The organism is Flavivirga algicola, from assembly GCF_012910715.1.
GTDB classification, from domain to species: Bacteria; Bacteroidota; Bacteroidia; order Flavobacteriales; family Flavobacteriaceae; genus Flavivirga; species Flavivirga algicola.
Genome location: NZ_JABBHF010000010.1, coordinates 1 through 24,082 on the forward strand (window position 1 = coordinate 1; position 24,082 = coordinate 24,082).

At 32.7% G+C, this 24,082-nt stretch carries 12 protein-coding genes; 5 read left to right on the plus strand and 7 right to left on the minus strand.

What is annotated here, in order from left to right; all coding sequences use genetic code 11:
- From HHX25_RS16035 to HHX25_RS16060, 6 genes are all read right to left on the minus strand, one after another.
- The coding region (locus HHX25_RS16035; protein WP_169675608.1) for a BspA family leucine-rich repeat surface protein at positions 1 to 5,138 on the minus strand (5,138 nt) is incomplete at its 3' end.
- Between the two features lie 662 nt (positions 5,139 to 5,800).
- Positions 5,801 to 6,442 carry a response regulator transcription factor gene (locus HHX25_RS16040; protein WP_169675610.1) on the minus strand — a complete coding sequence of 214 codons (642 nt, stop codon included), beginning with the start codon at positions 6,440 to 6,442 and terminating at the stop codon, positions 5,801 to 5,803.
- Positions 6,432 to 8,588: a tetratricopeptide repeat-containing sensor histidine kinase gene (locus HHX25_RS16045; RefSeq protein WP_169675612.1), complete on the minus strand. Its 2,157-nt coding sequence runs from the start codon at positions 8,586 to 8,588 to the stop codon at positions 6,432 to 6,434. The genes HHX25_RS16040 and HHX25_RS16045 overlap by 11 nt, the downstream gene beginning before the upstream one ends.
- A 142-nt stretch (positions 8,589 to 8,730) precedes the next feature.
- The gene (locus HHX25_RS16050; RefSeq protein ID WP_169675614.1) at positions 8,731 to 9,414 is read right to left on the minus strand and encodes a Lipl32 family lipoprotein; all 684 of its coding nucleotides are present in this window, start codon (positions 9,412 to 9,414) and stop codon (positions 8,731 to 8,733) included.
- A 39-nt stretch (positions 9,415 to 9,453) separates the two neighbouring features.
- Positions 9,454 to 9,870 (minus strand): hypothetical protein, encoded by a 417-nt coding sequence (locus HHX25_RS16055; RefSeq protein WP_169675616.1) that lies wholly within the window; start codon positions 9,868 to 9,870, stop codon positions 9,454 to 9,456.
- Positions 9,871 to 10,166: 296 nt separating this feature from the next.
- Complete coding sequence (locus tag HHX25_RS16060) at positions 10,167 to 10,775, minus strand: superoxide dismutase (protein ID WP_169675618.1); 609 nt, start codon at positions 10,773 to 10,775, stop codon at positions 10,167 to 10,169.
- A gap of 126 nt (positions 10,776 to 10,901) precedes the next feature.
- Here HHX25_RS16060 and HHX25_RS16065 point away from each other — a divergent pair, with 126 nt between their 5' ends.
- The 4 genes from HHX25_RS16065 to HHX25_RS16080 all read left to right on the plus strand — a co-directional run bounded on the left by HHX25_RS16065 (position 10,902) and on the right by HHX25_RS16080 (position 19,464).
- The gene (locus HHX25_RS16065) at positions 10,902 to 14,033 is read left to right on the plus strand and encodes a UvrD-helicase domain-containing protein (protein WP_169675621.1); all 3,132 of its coding nucleotides are present in this window, start codon (positions 10,902 to 10,904) and stop codon (positions 14,031 to 14,033) included.
- A 340-nt stretch (positions 14,034 to 14,373) separates the two neighbouring features.
- The gene (locus HHX25_RS16070) at positions 14,374 to 15,750 is read left to right on the plus strand and encodes an OmpA family protein (protein ID WP_169675623.1); all 1,377 of its coding nucleotides are present in this window, start codon (positions 14,374 to 14,376) and stop codon (positions 15,748 to 15,750) included.
- Positions 15,751 to 15,846: 96 nt separating this feature from the next.
- Positions 15,847 to 18,606, plus strand: a complete 2,760-nt coding sequence (locus tag HHX25_RS16075) for a PD-(D/E)XK nuclease family protein (protein WP_169675625.1) — start codon at positions 15,847 to 15,849, stop codon at positions 18,604 to 18,606.
- A complete protein-coding gene (locus HHX25_RS16080; RefSeq protein WP_169675628.1) occupies positions 18,607 to 19,464 on the plus strand; it encodes an alpha/beta hydrolase family protein in 858 nt (285 codons plus the stop codon).
- Between the two features lie 119 nt (positions 19,465 to 19,583).
- Here HHX25_RS16080 and HHX25_RS16085 read toward each other — a convergent pair whose 3' ends face one another.
- Positions 19,584 to 22,676 carry a glycoside hydrolase family 2 TIM barrel-domain containing protein gene (locus HHX25_RS16085; RefSeq protein WP_169675630.1) on the minus strand — a complete coding sequence of 1,031 codons (3,093 nt, stop codon included), beginning with the start codon at positions 22,674 to 22,676 and terminating at the stop codon, positions 19,584 to 19,586.
- 217 nt (positions 22,677 to 22,893) lie between these two features.
- On the opposite strand from HHX25_RS16085, the gene HHX25_RS16090 reads away from it, so the two are divergent.
- Complete coding sequence (locus tag HHX25_RS16090; protein ID WP_169675632.1) at positions 22,894 to 23,910, plus strand: GntR family transcriptional regulator; 1,017 nt, start codon at positions 22,894 to 22,896, stop codon at positions 23,908 to 23,910.
- Positions 23,911 to 24,082 lie beyond the last annotated feature (172 nt).

Here is a 24,082-nt window from a genome sequence, read left to right on the forward strand (position 1 = left end):
CTGTATCCCGTGGCACCTGCGGCTGCGTTCCAGCTGATGTCCGTTCCCACGGCCACATCGGTACCGCCGTTTAGCGGAGCTGATAGTGTTGTGCACCCAGGTACAGTTGCAGGGGCATTTCCTGTTCTAAAACTTTCTTCAACACAACCTATGGCATCACCAACACTATTGTAAGGAATAATAGTTACAAAAATTAGCCTATTAGCTCTTAAATCGTCTGGTAAATTGTAGGTTGTTACATCACCAACGTCAACATTGTTAAGAACCTCTATACCACCTCCAGTAATACCTACCGTTAACAAGTAGCCTGTAGCATTAGGTACAGAGTTCCAACTAAGATTTGCATTTACAGGAACATCCGTAGCCCCATTTAATGGACTTGTTAAACTTGTACATGTTGGTGGTCTTGGAATAGTTTCTGTAGTGAAACTTTCTTCAGAACATGAAGTGGCATCTCCTATGGCATTATACGGCGTTATGGTTACGAATATCGTTCTGTTTTCTGGTAAGTCTGTAAGAATATTGTATGTGGTTATATTACCGACATCTACATTATCTATTATATCATTATTACCTGAAGTTGTACCTGCTGTAATACGATAACCATCGGCGTTAGCTATAGGTAGCCATTCTAAATCTGAATCCACGGGTATTCCAGTTGCACTATCGGTTGGCGTGGTTAAGTTAGTACAGTCAGGTACAGTTGGAATAGTGCCACTTACAATCACAAAACTTTCTTCTATACAACCAGAAGCATCTCCTTCGCTATTAAATGGTATTAATGTTACAAAAACGGTTTCACCTCCAGAAAAATCGGTAGCAAATTCGTATGAAGTATCATTAACAATTTCATTATTAACAATGGTTACATTTCCAGGATTGGTACGAACCGTAAGTCTATAGCCCCTTGCATAAAGAGCAGGTTCCCAGCTTAAGTTGGTATTTACAGGAACATCGGTCGCTGTATTTAATGGTGCTACAAGTTGCGTACACCTAGGAATAGGGCAATCTAGCATATCACCAATAATAGACCAACCATAAGTATCAATCATAGATTGTCTTTCTTCTAAGGCATCGCAATAGATTAGCCCCTGAGAGCCCAAAGTGATTCCAGAGGTGAGTGCTTGTTCAGACCAAGCTATTAATGTGGTGTCGTAATTTTCTCTTGTTAGTGCAGTGTTGTCCAGCATATTTCTCATGTCGGAAACATGGCTCACATCCCATGTGCTAAATTCCTGATCTAAAGCAGTTGCATTATCAAACATAGAACGCATACTCACGGTACCAATATTCCAACGGTCTAAAGATTGATTAAATGCCGTAGCATTTCTAAACATATAATCCATGTTTGATACACCTGAAATTCTCCAGTTATTAATAGTTTGATTAAACGCTGTGGCATCATTGAACATGAGTTCCATGGTCGTAACACCTCTAACATTCCAACCATCTATCAATTGGTTAAAAGTAGAAGCTCCACTGAACATTTGTCGCATGGTATTTACAGATGCCACATTCCAAGAATTTAACGGTTGATTAAACGCTTGAGCATTTCTAAACATAGCCTGCATCGTTGTGACAAAAGAAACATTCCAGTTATCTATATTTTGATTAAAAACAGAAGCGCCATTAAACATCTCTGCCATGGTTAATACCTCTCCTGTGTCCCAATTTCCTAATGGTTGATTAAATGCTATCGCATCTTTAAACATAGCCTCCGTAGTTGTTACAGAAGCGACATCCCAATTATCGATAGGGTTATTAAATACTTCGGCATCCTCAAACATGGAATTCATTAAGGTAACAGATGATACGTCCCAAGTGTTTAATGGCTGATTGAATAATAAGGCATTTTGAAACATAGAGGACATATTGGCAACTGCACTCACATCCCAAGCATCAAGAGGTTGATTAAATGCCTGAGCACTTTCGAACATGGAAGACATGTTCGCAACCGAGTTCACATCCCAGATATTTAAAGGTTGATTGAAAGCTATGGCATTTTTAAACATGGAAGACATATTTGTTACATTGGTAACTTCCCATGTATCAATAGGTTGATTGAAAGTTGAGGCGTTTTCAAACATAGAATTCATTAAAGTGACAGATAATACCTCCCAATCATTTAAAGGTTGATTAAACGCACTAGTATTTTGAAACATTGCAGACATATTAGTTACAGCTCTTGTATCCCAACTGTTTATAGGGTAATTAAAATTTTCGGCGTTCCTAAACATATTGCTCATATCTGTAACGTTGCTCACATTCCAATTGTTTAAAGGTTGGTTAAAATCTCGAGCGTAATTAAACATGCCAGACATATCGGTTACTGCACTCGTATTCCAATTATTTAAGGGTTGGTTAAAAACTTGAGCGGAACTGAACATATACCTCATATTTGTTACATTGCTTACATTCCAGGTATTTATATTTTGATTGAAGTTCCTTGCTCCTACAAACATTTGATTCATAGTTGTGACACTACTTACATCCCAATTACTTAAAGGCTGGTTAAAATCATTGGCTCCATTAAACATTTGGGACATATCGGTTACATGGCTTACATCCCAGGAATCAATATTGCCATTAAAATGCTGAGCTCCGTCAAACATTTGGGACATATTAGTTACTTGAGATAAATCGGGTATATCTGTAGCATTATAATCCACTAAATTTTCACAATCGAAAAATGCTCTCCGCATAGACAGCCATTGTTGTGTGCCCCATTGATCTATTGACAATAGTTTTATGCTATCTGTGCCATAATAAAAATAGTGTGCTGGATAAGTTCCAATGATAGATATGGTATAAATACCTGGGGTTAAGTAGGTATGAGTTATGGAACCAGTAACATTGTTGTTAAATTGGTCATCACCCCAATCTATAGAATAATTGTATGTTAAACCAGAACTGGTTCTTATTTCCAGCTGATTTTCGGCTGAAGTAAAAGGGTCATTAATTCTTGTGTCGTAGGTAAGCTTAAAGGCAGTGGGATCGTTTACCCAGCTCGAAACTACCGTAAAACTTTCTTCGGTACAACCTGTTGCAGGTCCAGTGGCATTATAAGGTACTACTGTAACAAAGACCTGATCTCCTGGAGTTAAATCTGTTGTAAAATCAATACCAATAACATTCCCGACATCCTCGTTGTCACGAATAATTTGGGTAGTTCCCCCATTTACTCTTCTAACACTTACTCGGTATCCAGTTGCACCAGGTGCGGCCTGCCATATGATATTGGCATTTGCTGGTACGTTGTTATCTCCATTTTGAGGAGAAACCAACGAGGTACATAGTACAAAAGGGCAGTTTATAATATCATCAGTGATAGTCCAATTAAAATTATCTATAAGTTCTTGACGGGCATTTCGACCATCACAATAGTTTAGACCGAATGCTCCTAAATTTACATCATGTCTAACAGCTTGTGTAGCCCAGCCTATTAAGGTATTATCATAGTTGGTTTGAGAGAGCCCCGAATTGGCAATCATATTGGTCATATCTGTAACGCTCGTAATATCCCAACTACTTAAGTCCTGATTAAACCCCGTGGTGTTAATAAACATTTGGGACATATTAGTTACAGCGCTTGTATCCCAATTATTTAGGGGTTGATTGAAAGCGATAGTAGCTGTGGTGGAGGCAAACATAGCGGCCATGTTAGTTACAGCACTGGTATTCCAATGGTTTAAAGGTTGGTTAAAAGCTTCTGCCTGTCTGAACATCTGGTACATATTTGTTACATTACTTACATCCCAGTTTAAAGGTTGATTAAACACCTCTGCTCCTAGGAACATCTGGCTCATATCTGTTACGTTGCTTACGCTCCAATTTCCAATAGGTTGATTAAACGTTCTTGTACGTCTGAACATTTGGCTCATATTGGTTACATTACTTACATCCCAAATACTAATATTTTGGTTAAAAACGTCAGCACGGTAAAACATACCATTCATATTTGTAACGTTACTTACATCCCAGATACTTATATCTTGATTAAAGCTATCTGTGTCTTCAAACATGCTCCTCATATTCGTCACATTGGTTACGTTCCAGTTGTTTAGTGGCTGATCAAAATTTCGAGTGTTCCTAAACATATGGCTCATACTGGTCACGTTACTGACGTCCCAACTATTTAATGGTTGATTGAAAGTGTTTGTCAAATAATAACCGTCAAACATACTGGTCATATCGGTCACATTACTTACATTCCAACTATTTAGAGGTTGATTAAAACTGGAACTTCTTTGAAACATGCGAAGCATAGTAGTGACAGACGAAACATCCCAGTTGTTTATATTTTGATCAAAACTTCTTGCAGAATTAAACATGTCAGACATGTTTGTAACATTACTTACAATCCAGCCATTTAATGGCTGATTAAAAGTTCTAGCACTCGAAAACATTCCAGCCATGTTTGTAACTTGGCTAACATCCCAATTGTTTATATTTTGATTGAAGGAATTTGCACTCCTAAACATGGAGAACATATCGGTAACTAAAGCTGTGTTCCAATTATCTAAGGGTTCATTATAAGATGAAGCTCCGTTGAAAGTTTCAGACATAGTGGTTACATTACTTGTATTCCAATTGTCTAATGGTCTGTTAAAGGTATAAGCACCTGAAAATATTCCTGAGATATCTGTTATGTTACTGGTGTCCCAATTATTTATAATACCATTGAAAGCTCTAGCCCCCCTAAACATATACCTAAGGGATGTTACTTGTGAGAGGTCAGGGTTATCAATAGCATCAAAATTTAAGTTTATACAACCATAAAAAGCATTTTCCATGGTTTGCCATTGAATATCTCCCCATGCAAGTATTTCTATAATTTTGTTTTTATCACCGCTATTATTAAAATAGATAGCAGGGAAATCACCACTTATCTGTATGGTGTATCGTCCTGGGGTGGCGTATGTATGGGATGCATCTCCAGTTAAGTTTGAATCTGTTAAGCCGTCTCCCCAATTTACGGTATAGTTGTATGTATAACCAGGGTTTGTGGGGATAATAATTTGATTGGAAGCCGAAGTGCCTGTATCTGTTTGTTCTGTATCCCAAATAGAATTAAATGTCTGTCCAAATAGGTTATAGCAGAAAAAGATGAGTAGAATAGTAAGAGTATTTTTTGTCATGGTTTGGTGTCTTTAAGTAATAAGCCAAATATGAGGTTGGGTTTTAACGCTATATTTTTATTACGGACTTTTTATCATCCATAAAACTCCAAATACAGCATTAAGTAATGATGCAAAATGAGTCAACACAACTAAATTGCTTAGTCTAAAATGTTACAGCAAAATAAAAGTTATCACCTCTAATCACTTTTAATATGGATGCTGTAAATGAGCGTTTAAGGAGCTTAATTTTTTTCATAGGTTGGGTTTTGATTCAGGTTATTCTTAATGACTGGGTCGGTAATTTGCCGACCCAGCTAAAAATGCTTAAAAAATTATGTGATGTTAATGTACACGCGTATAGTAACTGGTAGTTCATCTAATCATAAATTTTAAAAGGATGATATTTGTTTTGGTCACTCTATAAAATTTCATAAGACAAAGATGCATCATCATAAACATTAAGGAAACATCTTTTCCAGTGAAAAAAATACCCTGAAAACAGGGTATTAGAAAATAAAAAAAAGTTGTATGAGTTTTGTTTTAGGAAAAACCAATCTTAAAATAAGCCTACCATCAAAGTGTGATGGTAAAAATGAATAAATACTAAATAGAGACATGAAGAATAATTTAAAGATGGATGTTAACCAGAAAAATTAACATAGCGAAAAGGAAAGGAGGCATTAATCCAAATACTTCATTTTTATGGCATATTTAGTTAGTCCTGCTAAGTTTCTTACCTCTAATTTTGCAATTAAATTTTTGCGGTAGCTCTCTATAGTATGCTTGCTTAAAAACAATTTATCTGCTATTTCTTGAGTGGTATACTCTTTTGCTATTAAAGTAATAACATCAATTTCTCGTTGTGTTAATTTGATGTTTTCTTTTTTCTTTTTAGAAAATTTATTTTCCATATAGATATCTGTGATCTCTCTTGAAAAATATTTATCTCCTTTTAAAATAGTTTCTATAGCCTTTAGTAATTCCTTTTTTTCTGCATTTTTTGGTACATAACCATCTACGTTGCTCTCAATAAGCGTATCAATCATATCTGGATTGGTATGCATGCTTACAGCAAGGATTTTTAAATGGTTGTTTTTTTCTTTCAAAGTTTTGGTCAATGCAATTCCATCCATTTCTGGCATGGTAATATCTGTAATAACAAGATCTATCTGTTCATTATTATTAATATCTATATACTTAGAGACCTGGGCACCATTTTTTGCGGTTAATAAAATATTATAGGCCTCTTCAGATTCGAAAATACTTAGCAAACCATCTAAAAACATTTTATGATCATCTGCAATAATTAAATTATACTTCATAGGTAGTGGGTTTCAAGTTAGAAATTTCGATACTTATTATAGTACCTATTCTGGGGTTGGAGTCAATATTTAGAACTCCCGATATTTTTTTCAATCGATTTTTCATGTTTTTAAAGCCGATTCCATTGGTTTGTTTTTTAATATCGAAACCAATGCCATTATCTTCAAAAATAACACCAAGAACATTGTCTATCAAATTAATTTGAATATCAATAATACTTGCTTTAGCATGCTTAATAGTATTGGTTATTAATTCTTGAATAATTTTAAAGATTTCAGCCTGTAGTCTCTCATCCAAGAGGTCGATTTCTTCGACAGGATACGCATCCATATTTGAACTTATAGAACTGCCTTCTAATGTATTGTTAAGATACTCTCTAAGCACATTACAAAAATTGTTTTCACGAAATTTTTTGGGAATTAAATTATGTGATAAATCTCGAACTTGCCTGTAAGTATCATCTATTTGAAGGTTAATAGAATCAAAATTACTACTGTTGTCAAGATTATTTAATCGTAATTTGATGCCAGCTAAATTACCCCCTATACTATCGTGTAGTTCTTGGGCAATACGGGCACGTTCACTATTTTGGCCTTTTATCGAGGCTTTTACTAATTTTAATTCTTGATCTTTTAAGATAGATGCTATTTTTTGTTCGTTTACTTCTTCCTGTTTTGTGTTTAGCTCGTTTTGCGCTTTTAACTTTAGGTAGTAGGTATACAATAAACCTATCATAGGTATTAAAAAGATAAGAAAGGAATATAGAACCATATTTTTAATACTTCTTTGTCTTTGTGTTTCTGCCTGTTGAATTAAAAATTGGGCCTCTTTAATTTCTTGATTTTTTTTAAGCAGATTATTTTCATTAATCGTTTTTTCTGTTGCATTTTGAATAAACAGCAAGTCATTTTCACTTTCTTTCTTTTCTATTTTTCTTTGTAGTTCCAAGTTTTGAAAGGCCTCTCTTTGATTTGCAAACTCTAAATCTCGATTGACTTTTTCAGCCTGTAGGAGACTAATTTCTTTTTCCTTTTGTAGTGTTTGGTATTTAACTTCCAATTCATTGATCTCTTCGTTTTTTTGAAGTTGACCGATAGAATCTTTTACAGTAAAGTATTTTGAAGAAAAAAAGTATGCTTTTTTATAATCAGATTGATTTAGTGCTATGGTTTTTAAGTTTTCATAGATATTTAATTGTTGATCTAGATACCCTAACTCGATTGAGTTTACGAGGGCAGACGTGTAAATCATTTCAGCGGTATCGTATTTTTTTGCATTGACCAAAATACTCCCTACATTCATTTCAGCCATTAGTTTTTCTTTATAAAATTTATTTATACTTGCTATTTTTATAACTCTATCATAGAGTGCTAAAGCTTCGTTTTTTTTATTTTGTATTTGGGCATTAGAAGCTAAATTCATTAATGTAGATGTTATTGCAGAAGTATAATGTTCTTGTTCAGCTATTTTCAGTCCTTTTTTTAAAAAAAAATCGGAAGTTTCAAAATCTTTACTTTCTGAATAAATATGACCTAAATTGATATAACTGCCCATAGTTATTTCAATATTCTTTTTATACGTTAAGCACTCATTAAAAAGTTGCGTAGCCTGTTTTAAGTCCCCTATATCCATGTAACTCACTGCAAGCCCATGCAGGTGTTTGAAATAATTTCCCTCTTCATTATATTTTTTTGCTAATATGATGGCTTTTTGATGCCATTTTTTACTTTCTTCAGTCAGACCTTTTTCTTTATAATTAATAGCTAATAAATTATAAGCTGCAGTTTTCCTTCTAGAGATTAACGAATCGTTTCCTACGGTATTCAATTTCATATATTCGTCGACATAGAAGTTGGAAGAATCTGCTAGCTGTCTATTATTAAAATAATGTGCTAATAATAAAACGGCATTGATTCTGGCATAATGCGTTCTCGATTTTTTTCGAAGCTTATGTCCAATAGTATAAGCTTCTTTGTCGCCACGATTTAAAATTTCAAAAGCTTCATATATTTCTGCCTTTTCTTTTTTCTCTATTTCTGGAGCTATATCTATTTTAAAAGAGGAGTTTGAGTCATTAACCTGAGCAGCTATTGTCGTTGAAAATAGTAGTAGGGCTAAAAATAATTGGTATAATGACTTTAACATAATTGGTGTTTTATAGGCAGTATTTTTTGTTGAAAAGTGTTTTTTGAAATAATACTTTAAATTGAAAACAGCTTTTAATGTTTAATAATACTAAAAACTCACCCTTAAAAAAAGGATGAGTTTTTATTTTTTTGAAAAAATTTTACAATTCTTTCTTTAAGGCTTCAATAGTTTTAGCCATAACTACCCCTGGAAGCTTTATTGGAGCGGCAACCTGTGCCAAAAATGTTCCCTTAACTTCGCCTGTTTTATAAGTCGTAAAACCAATACGATATAAACCTGCAGTTAATGCTTTTTGTGGGTTACTAGCTTCGCTTTTATATCTCAACAATGAATTATATCGGCTACCGCTTGGTTGCTTTGGCATTTCGCTACTATCGTCATTACGTTCTAGTACTGTCCATTTGGCATTGCTTACAGCAGTTTCGCTAATTTTATCTTTACTAAAAATATCCGAACGCTCTAAGGTAATATACGTATCGAAATACTCACTTGAACTGGCATTATCTGTGTAGGCTTTAGATTTTATAGCATTTTTTATTTTAGCCTTTCCAACTGGCGACATCATTCTTATTCCTAATTCTGGAGCTACAGCTGGTATCCATACATAGATATAATAAAACTTCTTGTTTTCTCTTGTTTCATCTTCATTTCCAGGAGATGCGTATCCCAAATAAGACACCATATCTGTATAAGGAACTTTTATGGTTTTGGGACCTATTTTCTTTTCGGTTAAACCTCCGAATTTCGATAATTTTTGAGCATTTGCATTTACGATACTACCAATAGTCAATAAAGCTATTGCAATGACATTTTTTATTTTCATTTTGTTTGTATTTATTTATTATTTTGATGATTAATAATTTTAGAATATGAAAGAAGCTACGATCATCCAGCACCCAACAATTAATCCAACAACGCCTAATTTTCCTTGTTTAGGAGCTAATTTCGCTCTCAAGTTATTTGCTTTTTCCTTAGCTGCTTCGTTTTTAGATAGGATAAACTTATTAATCAAGCCAAAGCCTAGCATAAATCCTAAAATAGCTTCAACGATACACCCAGCTAATAAGGTGGTCCACCATATTGGGCGTGTTGTAAGCATGTGAAGGTTTAATACAGATGTAATAACCCCCCAAACACCCCAGCAGAAAAAGATAAATCCAATCCATCCTTGGTATGGTTCAATTTTTTCTAATAGTTCTTTTGCGTTTGGTTTTTTTGAAAGAAGTAAAGATGGTACGGCCACAATACTTAGTAAGATTAAGGTAATTCCCCATTGCATAATTTTAAATTTTAAAGGTTAATATTTGTTACTTGGTATTTAATAAAAAATTGAGGTACAAAGATGCGTCATCATAAACGTTGTGGAAACATCCTTTTCAGTGAAAAAGAATACCCTGAAAACAGGGGTGAAGAATCAAAAAAAGCAGTTGATTTTTATACACCCTTATTCTTATTAGTTATATGGATTCTATGTACTGTATAGCGAAAACAAGTATTTGAAGTATAAAAAAACCGCTTGGCAAATATTTACCAAGCGGTTTTTATTAGGTATTAAACGTATTCTACTGCAAAAATTTATTTTGCTTCAGCGTAACGTCTTTCAACTTCATTCCAGTTAATAACATTAAAAAATGCACTAATATAATCTGGACGTCTGTTTTGGTAGTTTAAATAATAAGCGTGTTCCCAAACATCAAGGCCTAAAATAGGTGTTCCTCCACAGCTAACTCCTGGCATTAGGGGGTTGTCTTGATTTGGTGTAGAGCATATTTCAACTTTACCGCCTTTGTGTACACATAGCCATGCCCAACCAGAACCAAAACGTGTTGCAGCGGCTTTACTAAAAGCAGCAATAAACTCATCTTTAGACCCATATTCGGCTTCAATAGCATCTTTTAAGTCTCCAGATAAATAGCCTCTATCTTCTGGATTCATGACATCCCAAAACAATGAGTGGTTGTAAAAACCACCACCATTATTTCTCACGGCACCATTATTCATATCTAAATTTCCTAGTATATCTTCAATAGACTTGCCTTCTAAATCTGTTCCGGCAATGGCATTATTTAAATTGTTTGTATATCCTTGATGATGTTTAGAATGATGTATCTCCATAGTGCGAGCATCCATATGAGGTTCTAATGCATCATATGCGTATCCTAATTTCGGTAATTCGAAAGCCATAGTTTTTGTTTTAAAAATATTAATATTTAATTCCTTTCAAAATTACATATAAAACAGGTCAATTAAAAATAATTAATTGTTATGAAACCATTGATAGTTTTTATCTTGTATCCAAAATTATAATTCATGAATAAAAACCATTCTTTTACCATTTATAATGCTTCTGCTGGAAGTGGAAAAACATTTACATTGGTAAAAGAATATTTAAAAATTTTGTACAGATCTAGCAATTCTGAGCAGTTTAAACGCATTTTGGCTATTACGTTTACAAACAAGGCAGTAGCTGAAATGAAAGATCGAATTATTGAAACACTCAAGCAATTTTCCAACAAAGCGATATTAAATAAGCCTAATAGTATGTTTAGTGCAATTTGTGAAGAATTACAAATGGACCCCAATGTGCTTTATAATAAATCAAGGCAATTATTAAATACCATTATACATAATTATGCTGCATTTGATATTTCGACCATTGATGGCTTTACGCATAAACTTATTAGAACTTTTGCATATGATTTAAGATTGCCCTTAAATTTTGAAGTAGAACTGGATCAAGATGCTCTGCTAAACGAAGCTGTTAATCGCCTTATTGAAAAAGCTGGAACAGATAGTATCCTTACTAAAATACTAGTTGACTTTGCTATTGAAAAAGCCGATGACGACAAAAGCTGGGACGTTTCTTTTGATTTTAATAAAATGGCAAAGCTATTGGTTAATGAAAATGATATACCCTTTATTGAAACATTAAAAGACAAGACCCTAGATGATTTTAAAACTCTTAAAGCACAGCTAAGTAAAGATTTTACAGCCTTAGAAAGCCATATTATTGAAAAAGCACAAAAGGCAATAACTTTAATTGAAGAGGCTGGTTTGGAATTTAATGATTTTTCTGGAAGTTATTTGCCAAAGCATTTTAAAAACCTGGCAAATAAAAAGTTTGATTTGAATTTTCAAGCAAAATGGCAAGAAGATCTGGAATCTAAAACATTATACCCTAAACGTGTTGCAGATACGATAGCTTCTATAATAGAACAGATTCAACCACAAATAGCTGCTGGTTTCTACGAAACCAAACAAAAGGTTTTTCATCTGAGATTTTTAAAGGCTTTTTACAAAAACATAACACCATTATCGGTTTTAAATGCGATTAACAACGAGCTAAAAGTACTTAAAGAAGAACAAAACAAAATGCTTATTTCTGAGTTCAACACCATTATTAGTAAAGAAATAAGAAATCAACCAACCCCTTTTATTTATGAGCGTATAGGCGAAAAGTTCAATCATTATTTTATTGATGAATTTCAAGATACTTCGGTCATGCAATGGGAAAATTTAATTCCACTTTTAGAAAATTCATTATCTGCCGAAACAGGAAATGCGATGCTGGTTGGTGATGCAAAACAGGCTATTTACCGTTGGCGAGGAGGAAAAGCAGAACAGTTTATCGGATTGTTTAATGATGATAACCCATTTCATGTAGAAAAACATGTTGAAAACCTTCCAACAAATTACAGGAGTTTTAAAAGTGTCGTAAATTTTAATAATGGTTTTTTTAGTTATTTATCTGGACAGGTTTTTAGTAACAAAGATTATAAAGATCTTTATGAGAAAGCATATCAAAATACATTTTTAGAAGATACGGGCCATGTTGAATTGTCCTTTTTGGATCTAGACAAAGAAGCCGATAGAAATGAGCAGTTTTCTGAAAATGTTTTAAAAACAATTCATGGTTGTCTAAAAAATAATTTTAGATTAGAAGATATTTGCGTGTTGGTACGTAAAAAAAATGAAGGCGTTGCAGTAGCAAATTATTTAGGTAAGCATGACATACCTATAATCTCTTCAGAAACATTGCTAGTTAACAATTCAATGGAAGTTGTTTTTGTAAATAACATTTTAGGACTTTTAGTTCAGCCAAAAAACAATGAAATAAAAATTGAGATTCTCAATTATTTAAATACGCTTTTTAATATTGAAAACAAACATGAATTTTTCTCAAGGCATATAAATTTATCAGTCTTTAATCTATTTAAAAGTCTTGAGGCATTCAATATATTTGTAAATAGTGATTTGTTATTACAGTTGCCACTTTACGATTTAGCAGAAACGATAGTTAGAGACTTTAACTTAGTTCAATCTTCCAATGCTTACATCCAATTTTACTTAGATCTTGTTTTAGACTTTTCGCAAAAGAAAGGATCAAATATTTCTGGATTTTTAGAATATTTCGACAAGAAAAAAGAAAGCTTAAGTATTGTGTCCCCAAAAGGACAAAATGCGGTTCAAATAATGACGATCCATAAATCTAAAGGCTTGGAGTTTCCTGTGGTCATTTTTCCTTATGCCGATTTAGATATTTATAGAGAATTAGATCCAAAAGAGTGGTTTGAGATAGATAAAGAAAAGTATGCTGGTTTTACATATACTTTATTAAACTATAATAGAGATTTTGAGAATTATGGAGAAGAGGGGCAGCGTATTTACAATAGGCATCAATCTGAACAGGAATTAGATAATATCAATTTATTATACGTAACCTTAACAAGGGCCGTAGAGCAATTATATATCATTTCGACAAAAGACATTTCATCAAAAGGAATTCCCAATATGAAAAGATATTCGGGTTTATTTATAAGCTACTTGCAACAGTTAGGGATGTGGCATGATTCACAATTGAAATATAGTTTTGGTAATCATGAAAAGACATCCGAAGTTTCAACAATTGTAAAAGAAGCTCATATTCAACAAGAATTTATTTCAACAGCAAAAGAAACGCATAATATAAAGGTTATAACCAGATCTGGGCTTCTTTGGGATACAAGTCAACAAGAGGCTATAGAAAAAGGAAACCTTATTCATAATATTATGTCCCAAATAAAAACAAAGGATGATGTTGATTCGGTTTTCAATAGTTTTATAAAAGCTTCTTTGATCACAAAAGAACAAGCCACCGAACTAACACACATAGTAAATAAGATTATTAAACACCCAAAGCTTGAAAACTATTATGGTTCAGATTATACGATATATAATGAAAGAGATATTATTACCAAAGAAGGCATTATTTTGAGACCAGATAGATTGGTTATAAATGCCGACAATGAAGCTGTAATTATCGATTATAAAACAGGTGTTGAAGATAAAAAACATTGGCAGCAATTGCAATCTTATCAAGATATTTTAGAAGACATGAAAATAGCTGTGATTAACAAAATTCTTATATATGTTAATGATGAGATTAAAGTAAAAGAAGTATAAGAGTCATAAAAGAATGATGAAGAAATAAGGAAATTATGAAAAAATACCATAACCATTAAAAGTAAGACGATTATATTATTTCCCATTCTTTTTTCCTTTAGTTCTTACAAAAAAAGCAAGAATGGGCGTACAGCTTTAATAGCCCTGTAGAGAAGCATTTAGCTAAGGCTATTAATACGCTTAATGAAGTTGGTAAGGTTTTGAAAAATTATCTAAAATCATTCTGAACTATCGATGGATAAACGAAATGTACTATTTTTTTATATATTTGTCTTTGTTAATAAAATTTAACAACTTACATTTGTTTACAATTAACACTTTAAAAATTAAACTTTTGAATATGAAAAATCTTAGCAGATTATTGTTCGCTATGTTGTTTGTACTTGGTTATAGCAATGTTAATGCGCAAGACAAAAACAATCCATGGCAAATTTCTATTGGGACTAACGTAGTAGATGCTTACCCTTCTGGTGACGGTGCTCCTTTTAGTGAGACTATTTTTAGTAAATATGTGGATGTTGATAACTGGAACATTTTACCTTCTTTGTCAACTATCTCTGTATCTAAATATGTAGGAGACGGTTTCTCTTTTGGAATTGCTGGTTCTCTAAATAAAATAGAAAACTGGGGAGAAGATGCCAATGGAGATGCTATTAAAGTAGACGACTTATCTTATTACGGAGCAGATGCTACTATTAAGTATAGTATAGGTGAAACACTAGATTGGAAAACTTTCGAGCCTTATTTAGGCGTTGGTGGAGGTTACACTTGGGTAGACGAAGTTGGAGCTGGAACTTTAAACGGAACTTTAGGTTTCAATCTTTGGTTTAGCGAAAATATTGGTTTAACCGTGCAATCTGCGTACAAACATGCATTTGAAGATTATTTAAACACACATTTCCAACATACAGTTGGTCTTTCTATCAAATTTGGTGGAGCAGATGCTGATGGTGATGGTATTTATGATAAAGATGACGCTTGTCCAGATGTTCCTGGTTTAGAAGCTTTCAATGGTTGTCCTGATACAGACGGTGATGGTATTGAAGACAGTAAAGATTCTTGTCCTAACGAAGCTGGTTTAGCAGAGCTTAACGGATGTCCTGATACAGACGGTGATGGTGTTGCTGATAAAGATGATAGATGTCCTACAGTTGCTGGATTAAAAGCGTTAGCTGGTTGTCCAGATGCTGACGGTGACGGTGTAACTGATAGAGATGATAAATGTCCTAATACTGCAGGTCCTGCTGCTAACAGTGGTTGTCCTTGGCCAGATACAGATGGTGATGGTGTGTTAGACAAAGATGATAAATGTCCAGATGTTGTTGGTACTGTTGCTAACAATGGTTGTCCTGAAGTCACTGAAGAAGTTCAAAAAACTTTGAATGAGTACGCAAAAACAATCTTATTTGATACTGGAAGATCTACTATTAAAACACAATCTGAAAGTGTATTAAAAGATATCATCGCAATTTTAAATGAGTATAGTACTGCAACATTTACTGTTGAAGGACATACAGATAGTGTTGGTAGAGAATCTACTAACCAAAAATTATCTGAGTCTAGAGCAAACTCTGTAAAAGATTACTTAGTTGCTAACGGTATTAACTCTTCAAGATTATCTGCTGTTGGTCATGGTGAAGCTAAGCCTATCGATACTAACAAAACTAGAAAAGGTAGAGCTAACAACAGAAGAGTTGAGATCAACTTAATAAAATAAGAAACTATTAAATAGTTTTTAAATAAATAAGTTTTATAAAAACGCTTCGGATATCCGAAGCGTTTTTTATTTTTATATATTACCAATTAAACTTCGATGACAACTTTTATTTTTGATGTTCTAAAAGATTTACAGAGCAACAATGAAAATCTTTCTGAATTAACCTTTGTTTTACCAAGTAAAAGAGCTGGGTTATTTCTAAAACATCAGCTTACTAAAGTTACTAAACAAACCATTTTTTCTCCTCATATAATAAGTATTGAGGAGTTTGTAGAGGACTTATCGGAGTTAAAAAGTATCTCCAATACAGAGCTGCTTTTTGAGTTTTATACAGCCTATATTAAATTAACTAAAAAAAGCGAAGCAGATACTTTCGAATCGTTTTCAAAATGGGCTCAAATATTGCTTCAGGACTTTAATGAGATAGATAGGTACCTCATACCTCAAAAAAACATCTTCGATTATTTAAGTGCTATTCAAGATTTAAATCACTGGTCTTTAGAAAATGACAAAACCGAGTTTGTTAAAAATTATTTGTCTTTTTGGAACAAACTTCATAATTACTATACTCAATTTACAGAACAGCTTATAAATAAAAAAATAGGCTATCAAGGGTTAATTTATAGGGAAGCCGTTAATAACTTAGAATCGTATATTCAGTTTAATACAGAGAGGCAACATGTTTTTTTAGGTTTTAATGCTTTAAATACCTCTGAAGAAACCATCATACAGGAACTGCTTAAAAATGACTTAGCTAAAATCTATTGGGATATAGACGCTGTTTTTATAAATAACCAAAAGCATGATGCTGCCTTATTTACAAGGCAGCATAAAAATAATTGGACTTTTTTTAAAGACAATTCTTTTAACTGGATAACTACAAATTATTCAAAAGAGAAAAATATTTCTGTTTTTGGTATCCCAAAAAATATTGGACAGGCAAAATATATAGGTACACTTTTAAATAACCTGCAAAAAGATAATCAATCACTGCAGAATACAGCCGTTGTTTTAGGCGATGAAAATCTACTTGTTCCAGTATTAAATTCACTCCCTTCAGGTATTGAAGCTTTAAATGTAACCATGGGGTTTCCTTTAAAATCGATTCCTATAGCCTCTTTGTTTGAGTCCTTATTTCATTTACATAAAACACCTTCAAATACATTTTATTTTAAAGATGTAATCAACATCATATCACATCAATTAATAAGACCTTTATTTAATATTGAAGGCATCGATTTCGCAACAAAAATAATCGAGACTATTGATGCTAATAATTTGGTTTATTTAACCGCAGAACGCTTAAAATTGCTTGCAAACAATTCTGAAGACCTTATTGATTTATTGTTTTCAAATTGGAGTCAATCTGTTCGTGAAGCTTTAGAGAACTGTTCGCAATTAATATTACGTATTAAAAACTACTTGGACGATGAAAAAGATTCTAATTTGTTGTCATTAGAATATCTGTTTCGTTTTAACGAACTTTTTAATGAGGTATTTCGTTTAAATACAGAATACCACCATATCAAAGACATTTCTACACTGTACAGTGTCTTTAAAGAGTTACTGAGTTCGGAAACTTTAGATTTTCAAGGAGAGCCTTTACAAGGGCTTCAAATTATGGGAATGTTGGAGTCTCGTGTTTTGGATTTTGAAACCGTTATCATTTCATCTGTAAATGAAGGCATTCTTCCTTCTGGGAAAACCAATAATTCATTCATTCCATTCGATGTTAAAATAGAAAACAACCTACCGACTTATAAAGAAAAAGATGCTGTTTATACGTATCATTTTTACAGGCTTTTACAGCGTGCTAAAAATGTATACATTCTTTACAATACAGAAGCCGATATTTTAACAGGAGGCGAGAAAAGTAGGTTTATAGCGCAGTTGGAGTTAGAGGGGGTACATCAAATAAATCATCAAATTATAGCACCTCACGTTCCAGTCATCCAAACATCATTAAACGTTGTAAAAAAAACGAATTCTATTTTAGCCGAGTTAAAAGAAGTAGCTCACAAAGGGTTTTCTCCATCATCGTTAACTAATTATATAAGGAACCCTATTGATTTTTATTATCAAAAAATATTAAAAATCAAAGAGCATACCAATGTAGAGGAAACGGTGGCTGCCAATACACTAGGAACTGTAGTTCATAATACGCTAGAAGACTTTTATAAACCATTAGTTGGGACTTTAATATCGGTAGAGATTATTAAAAACCTAAAAACAGATATTGCAAAAACTGTGACGCGTCATTTCACAGATGTATATAAAGAAGGTGATGTTACTAGAGGGAAAAATTTAATAATTTTTGAAATAGCTAAACGCTATGTGTCAAACTTTTTAGATTTGGAAATAAAGGAATTGAAAGCAGGTAATCAAATAAAAATAATGGCCATAGAGGCTAATAATAATGTCGTTATTGAAATTCCAGAACTGGATTTTCCTGTTACTATTACAGGAAAAGTAGATCGTGTAGATGAATTTAACGGAGTGATTAGAATTATAGATTATAAAACAGGAAGTGTAGAACAAAGTCATGTAGAAATTATAGACTGGGAATCTATGACAACAGATTACTCTAAGTATAGTAAAAGTTTTCAAGTGCTCACATATGTTTACATGATGTTCAAATCGAATCAAATTCAATTACCCGTTGAAGCAGGGATCATATCATTTAAAAACTTGGGTAAAGGGTTTTTAAAATTTTCTAAAAAAGACAAGGCGGGTGCATATGCTAAAAAAGACACGTTGATTACCCAAGAAACTCTTGATAATTTTTACAAAGAATTAAAACAACTTGTTTTAGAGATCTGCAACTCTGATATACCATTCACGGAAAAAGAAACATAAATGATTAACAAAAAGAACATTGTCATAGAAGGAAAACATGAAAAACCCATTTTAATGGATATTGCTTATGTTTCAAATAATATAAAGAAACCTATTGCTATATTTTGCCACGGGTACAAAGGTTTTAAAGATTGGGGCGCATGGAATTTAATGGCAAATACCTTTGCTGAAGCTGGGTTTTTCTTCATAAAATTTAATTTTTCTTATAATGGAGGGACTGTAGAACAGCCCATAGACTTTCCAGATTTAGAAGCTTTTGGAAATAATAATTATACAAAAGAACTGGATGATTTAGAATCTGTAATCGATTGGATTTGTAGCCATTCTGAATTAAAGAATGACATAGACATAAGTAACATTAATTTAATTGGTCATAGCAGAGCTGGAGGCATCGTTACAATAAAAGCAGACGAAGACAGCCGAATTAGTAAAGTGATTAGCCTGGCAGGTGTTTGCGATTTTGGAAAGAGGACAGCAACTATAGGTGACTTGAAATCCTGGAAAAAAGAAGGTGTTAAATACGTTTTAAATGGAAGAACAAAACAACAAATGCCTCATTATTATCAGTTTTATGAAAACTTTATTGCTAATGAAAACCGATTAACTATAAAACGCGCTGTTTCTAATTTAAAAATTCCATATTTAATCATTCATGGTAATAATGATGTCAATATTTTGGTTGATGAAGCCAAACAACTTCATAAATGGAATCCAAACAGTAAACTGAAAATTATAGAAAACGCCAATCATGTTTTTGGAGCTTCACACCCTTGGGCGGAAAAAAACATGCCCATGCATTTAATTGATGCCGTTAATGAAACGATCAGGTTTATTAACAACAGAATTACGAAAAGTTGATTTAGGTAAGAGAAATATATTGTTTTAATCTATTTTATCATTCTTACGAAAGCAGGAACCCATAAAGATTGAATTTAGATTCCTGCCTTTTTAGGATGATGAACTCAGATTAACAATATTTATTCTAAAATAGGCTCGATACTAAAAGTATATTTCATGGGTTCAGGATATATAAGATACGCTTGATAAGGCAAGAGCCCCCAACTTGTATCGCCGCCTACGCCCATTTGTTTGTAATCAATATTTAAATTGATATGTTCGCGGGGTACAATATCAGTAGTATGTCTGTTTTTACCTGTAGGCTCAAAATCGTCGTTATTAAAATGATTGATGTTGAAGTTAAGATATTGCTGACTTGAAAACCGTAGCCCTTGTTTTTCTTTATTCTTCACCTCCAGCCATCTTGTGTCTGTTCTATAGCCATTTTCTTGTGGCCTAATGTATGGGACATAAAAATCTTTAGCTTCGGCTTCATAAAGTCCTAAAAAAGCCGATTCTTTACGATCTGGGTAGTTTTCATGGGGGCCTCTACCATAATAGCTCACATTATCTAAGCTTTTATTTAACTTAAGATTCATGCCCATACGAGGTATCAATCCCTTGCCTCCAGTTCTTTCAAAAACATATTGAACCTTGATTTTTCCTCTGTCATCTATTGTATAATTTATAAAGAAGTTAGCAATATCTGGATTTGATTTTTGAATGCTCACCATAATTTTATTATTAGCCAACTTTTGCCATGTCACCCTTTTAAGTTTCAACTTTGATTCTATAGCCTTCCATTTAAATGATTTTTCAGGCATTTTAGCCCCCAAATCATTATCTACTGGTGCTCTCCAGGTATTTAAGATAAGTGGAGAAGTCATCCAGTTTTCGCCATTCACTTCATATGTAGATAGATTTCCTTTTGATTTGTCAAACTTAATAACAATATCCTCATTACTCTCAATTGCTATTTGATTGTCAGATTCTAGAACTTTTATTTTTTCAACAGGGTTTGATTCATCATGAGTAAACACTGCCTTTTGAATAATAAATTGATCTTTCGCTATTTCATGTCCTTTGGGCAAAAGATTTTTGGACATTTTTGTTTTCCAATAGAAGTTTATTAAATACTCATGGTTGGGATTTATAGCAGGTATTTGCTCCTTTAAGCTAATAGTTTGCTTTGATAATGGCGCACCATCTACTAACAAAGTACCATGCTTAGTCTTAGTTCCATTATCGAACAATTCCCATACTAAATCGAAATCAGATAAATTGGAGAAAAAGTTTTCATTAAAAATTTTGAATGTTAATGCTTTCGAGTCCAACATTTTCATATGAATACTTTGATATTGTTTTTTAACTTCCCAAAGAGCCGGTTGAATTGTTCTATCTGGAAATATTAAACCATTTAAGCAAAAGGCTCCAGAATGTTGTTTCCCCTCAGGTTCGAAATCACCCCCGTAAGCCCAATATTCTTGACCCTTTTCATTAGCTATTGTAATTCCTTGGTCTACCCAATCCCAAATAAAACCACCTTGAACTCTTGGTTCTTTCCTTACAAAATCCCACAATTCTTTAAGGTTTCCTGTACTATTGCCCATCGAATGGGCATACTCTACCCATATAAAAGGGCGATTAGGGTTTGCAGGTAAATGTTCTTTTTCAATATTTACGATAAGGGCATACATATAACCAATAATATCTGTATGACGAATATGAGCAAAATCTGGATCAACCTCGGCTCTGTCGTAAGAAACTAAACGTGTATGGTCCTGTTCTTTCAACCAATTGTAACTATCAATAAACGGTTTTCCTGTACCCGTCTCATTACCCATAGACCATATTACTACCGATGGATTGTTTTTGTCTCTATAAAACAAACGCTGAATACGATCTGTGATCGATGCATAGTAACTGGGATCTCTTGCGACTTCATTTACAATCCATCCATACCCATGCGCTTCAATATTAGCTTCGTCAATCACGTATATCCCATATTGATTACACAGTTTGTACCAATAAGGGTCATCAGGATAGTGAGATGTTCTAACCGCATTAATGTTGAATTGTTTCATGAGTTGAACATCCTTTAACATCATGTCTTTAGATATCACATGACCAAATTTAGGGTCATGTTCATGACGGTTAACCCCCTTAAATAAAATGGGCTGGCCATTAACTAATAATTGCCCATTTTTAAGTTCTACCGTTCTAAACCCTAATTGATGTGATGTGCATTCTAATATTTCATCCTTACTATCTTTTAAAGCAATGGTTAGTGTATATAAATTGGGATTTTCTGCAGACCAAGGTTTTACGTTTTTAATAGTCGTTTTGAATTCCAAGGTGTTTTTCTTTCCTTTTCGTAAAGAAACATCCTGACTTGAATTAAAAATAGCACGATCTCCATCATATAGTTTAACAGCTACTTTTCCTGTATTGCTTGATCCTACATTCTTAAGATCAACCGATAGATCTAATAACCCATTAACCAAGGATGTATCTAAAGTGGTTTTTGCAAAAAAATCATGGATCATCAATTTTGGTCTGGCGTGCAGAAACACATCTCTTTCGATCCCTGCCAAACGCCAAAAATCGATATCTTCTATATAATTAGCATCTGTAAATTTATAAACTTCTACAGCTACTTCATTTTTGCCCTGTTTTATAAATGATGTTATATTGAATTCTGCTGGTAATTTACTTCCTTGGCTATAACCTACTTTTTGACCATTTACCCACAAATAAAATGCAGATTTTACCGCTCCAAAATGAATGTAAATTTCTTTATCAGCCCATGAAGCATCTATATTAAATACTCTTTTGTATTGACCAACAGGATTATAATCATGAGGAACAAAAGGTTTATTTTTAGGGAATGGGTAGGTAATATTGGCATAAAAAGGATATCCAAACCCGTACATTTCCCAGTTAGAAGGCACTGGTATTCTTTCCTTTAAATCGTTACTATTAAGTTCGTAAAACTTTTTGTCGCGTTTATCCGCATTTTCACTCCAATTAAATTGCCAAATTCCATTTAAGGATTGGTAATGTGTTGTGTTCAGTTCATCTTTAATAGCATCATCTTCAGAATTGTATGAAATGAAATAAGCATGAGGATCTTCTTTATTAATTTCTATGATTTCGGGGTTTTCCCAATCTAAAGTTTGTGAAAAACATACAAGATTGGTAATAAAGAATACTATTGTTAAATGGTATTTCATACGATTCATTTTCTGTTCTATATTTAATTTACATATCAACCAAAGATAAGTTTTCCTAATTAACCAAAAAAGGAAGCATGTATTTGAGATAATTGATCAAAAAAGCTTCAATATATTTTAGCCTCTTTTTAATTTTTAATACTTTTCTAAAAATTTAAAATAAATGTATTACATTTTATAGGTTTTTGAAAATTAAGATCTGTAACCAAGCCCATGTATGAGTATTTTATTTGAAAATATAAATAAACAAAAAGAAATTGTAACATTCACTAAGCATGAACAAATAGTTAATGCCATATTAAATGCCATAGAATCTAAAGCGTTAAAAAGAGGAGATCGTTTACCATCTATTAACAAAATGGTAGCAGAAATTGGTTTTGCACGTAAAACGATAGTTAAGGCTTATGAAGATTTAAAAGGGAGAGGTATTGTAGAATCTAAAAATTTTAAGGGCTATTACATTGCAGATGTAAATACAAATACAAAATTGCGAGTAGCCCTTTTACTCTTTGCCTTTCATTCATTTCAAGAAGACTTCTATAACACTTTTAGAAAGGAATTAGGAAAAAAATATATAATTAATGTTTTTTTTCATCATAACAACATAGATGTTTTTAAGGATATCCTAACAAGAATTTCAGGAAGGTATGGCATGTATGTTGTTGCTCCTATTCAAACAAAGGAAGCTGGGCTGTTATTAAAAAATATCCCGAGTGAAAAATTATTGGTCATAGATAGGCATATCCCTTTGCCTGGTGACTATTCTTATATCGCTCAAGAATTTGAAGACGCAACTTATAACCAATTAAAAAAACTACTTCCAGAGATAAAAAAATATAAAAAATTTATCCTATTCTTTAAGGAAGATACAGATAATCCATTGGGTGTTTTTAACGCGTTCAATAAATTTATTCAAGAATTCAATATTAAAGCCAAGGTAGAAAGAGAATATAAAAAAGGAAGTGTTGCCAAAAACAATCTATATTTTTTTATCAGTGATAATTATTTATGGGAAATTCTTAGAGACAGTAAGTTAAAAAACTATATCATTGGAGAAGATATAGGTGTTTTGGCCCATAACGATAATGCCGTTAAAGAAATAATTTTTGGTGGGATCACTACAATTTCTACCGATTTTAAAAAAATGGCTTTAGAATCTGCAAATTTTATAAAATTTAGAGAGCCAACTCGTAAAATAATGCCTTCTGAACTCATTCATAGAAATTCATTGTAACACCAATTATTTTTTGTCTAAATATAGAAACTTTTGCAACTTTAAAAAAGTGTTTCAATGTATAAATTATTCATTATTTGAAGCTTTTACTTACAAAATAATATTGTTTTAATTTATTCTAAAAAACGCATTATAGCAATAATTTAAAGGATTTCACATATAACTGTCTGTT

What these genes read in the sequence shown, in the direction of transcription:
- HHX25_RS16070 (WP_169675623.1), top strand. Translation starts at nt 14,374, where the DNA reads ATGAAAAATCTTAGCAGATTATTGTTCGCTATGTTGTTTGTACTTGGT.
- HHX25_RS16040 (WP_169675610.1), bottom strand. Translation starts at nt 6,442, where the DNA reads ATGAAGTATAATTTAATTATTGCAGATGATCATAAAATGTTTTTAGAT.
- HHX25_RS16045 (WP_169675612.1), bottom strand. Translation starts at nt 8,588, where the DNA reads ATGTTAAAGTCATTATACCAATTATTTTTAGCCCTACTACTATTTTCA.
- HHX25_RS16090 (WP_169675632.1), top strand. Translation starts at nt 22,894, where the DNA reads ATGAGTATTTTATTTGAAAATATAAATAAACAAAAAGAAATTGTAACA.
- HHX25_RS16085 (WP_169675630.1), bottom strand. Translation starts at nt 22,676, where the DNA reads ATGAAATACCATTTAACAATAGTATTCTTTATTACCAATCTTGTATGT.
- HHX25_RS16080 (WP_169675628.1), top strand. Translation starts at nt 18,607, where the DNA reads ATGATTAACAAAAAGAACATTGTCATAGAAGGAAAACATGAAAAACCC.
- HHX25_RS16075 (WP_169675625.1), top strand. Translation starts at nt 15,847, where the DNA reads ATGACAACTTTTATTTTTGATGTTCTAAAAGATTTACAGAGCAACAAT.
- HHX25_RS16050 (WP_169675614.1), bottom strand. Translation starts at nt 9,414, where the DNA reads ATGAAAATAAAAAATGTCATTGCAATAGCTTTATTGACTATTGGTAGT.
- HHX25_RS16060 (WP_169675618.1), bottom strand. Translation starts at nt 10,775, where the DNA reads ATGGCTTTCGAATTACCGAAATTAGGATACGCATATGATGCATTAGAA.
- HHX25_RS16055 (WP_169675616.1), bottom strand. Translation starts at nt 9,870, where the DNA reads ATGCAATGGGGAATTACCTTAATCTTACTAAGTATTGTGGCCGTACCA.
- HHX25_RS16065 (WP_169675621.1), top strand. Translation starts at nt 10,902, where the DNA reads ATGAATAAAAACCATTCTTTTACCATTTATAATGCTTCTGCTGGAAGT.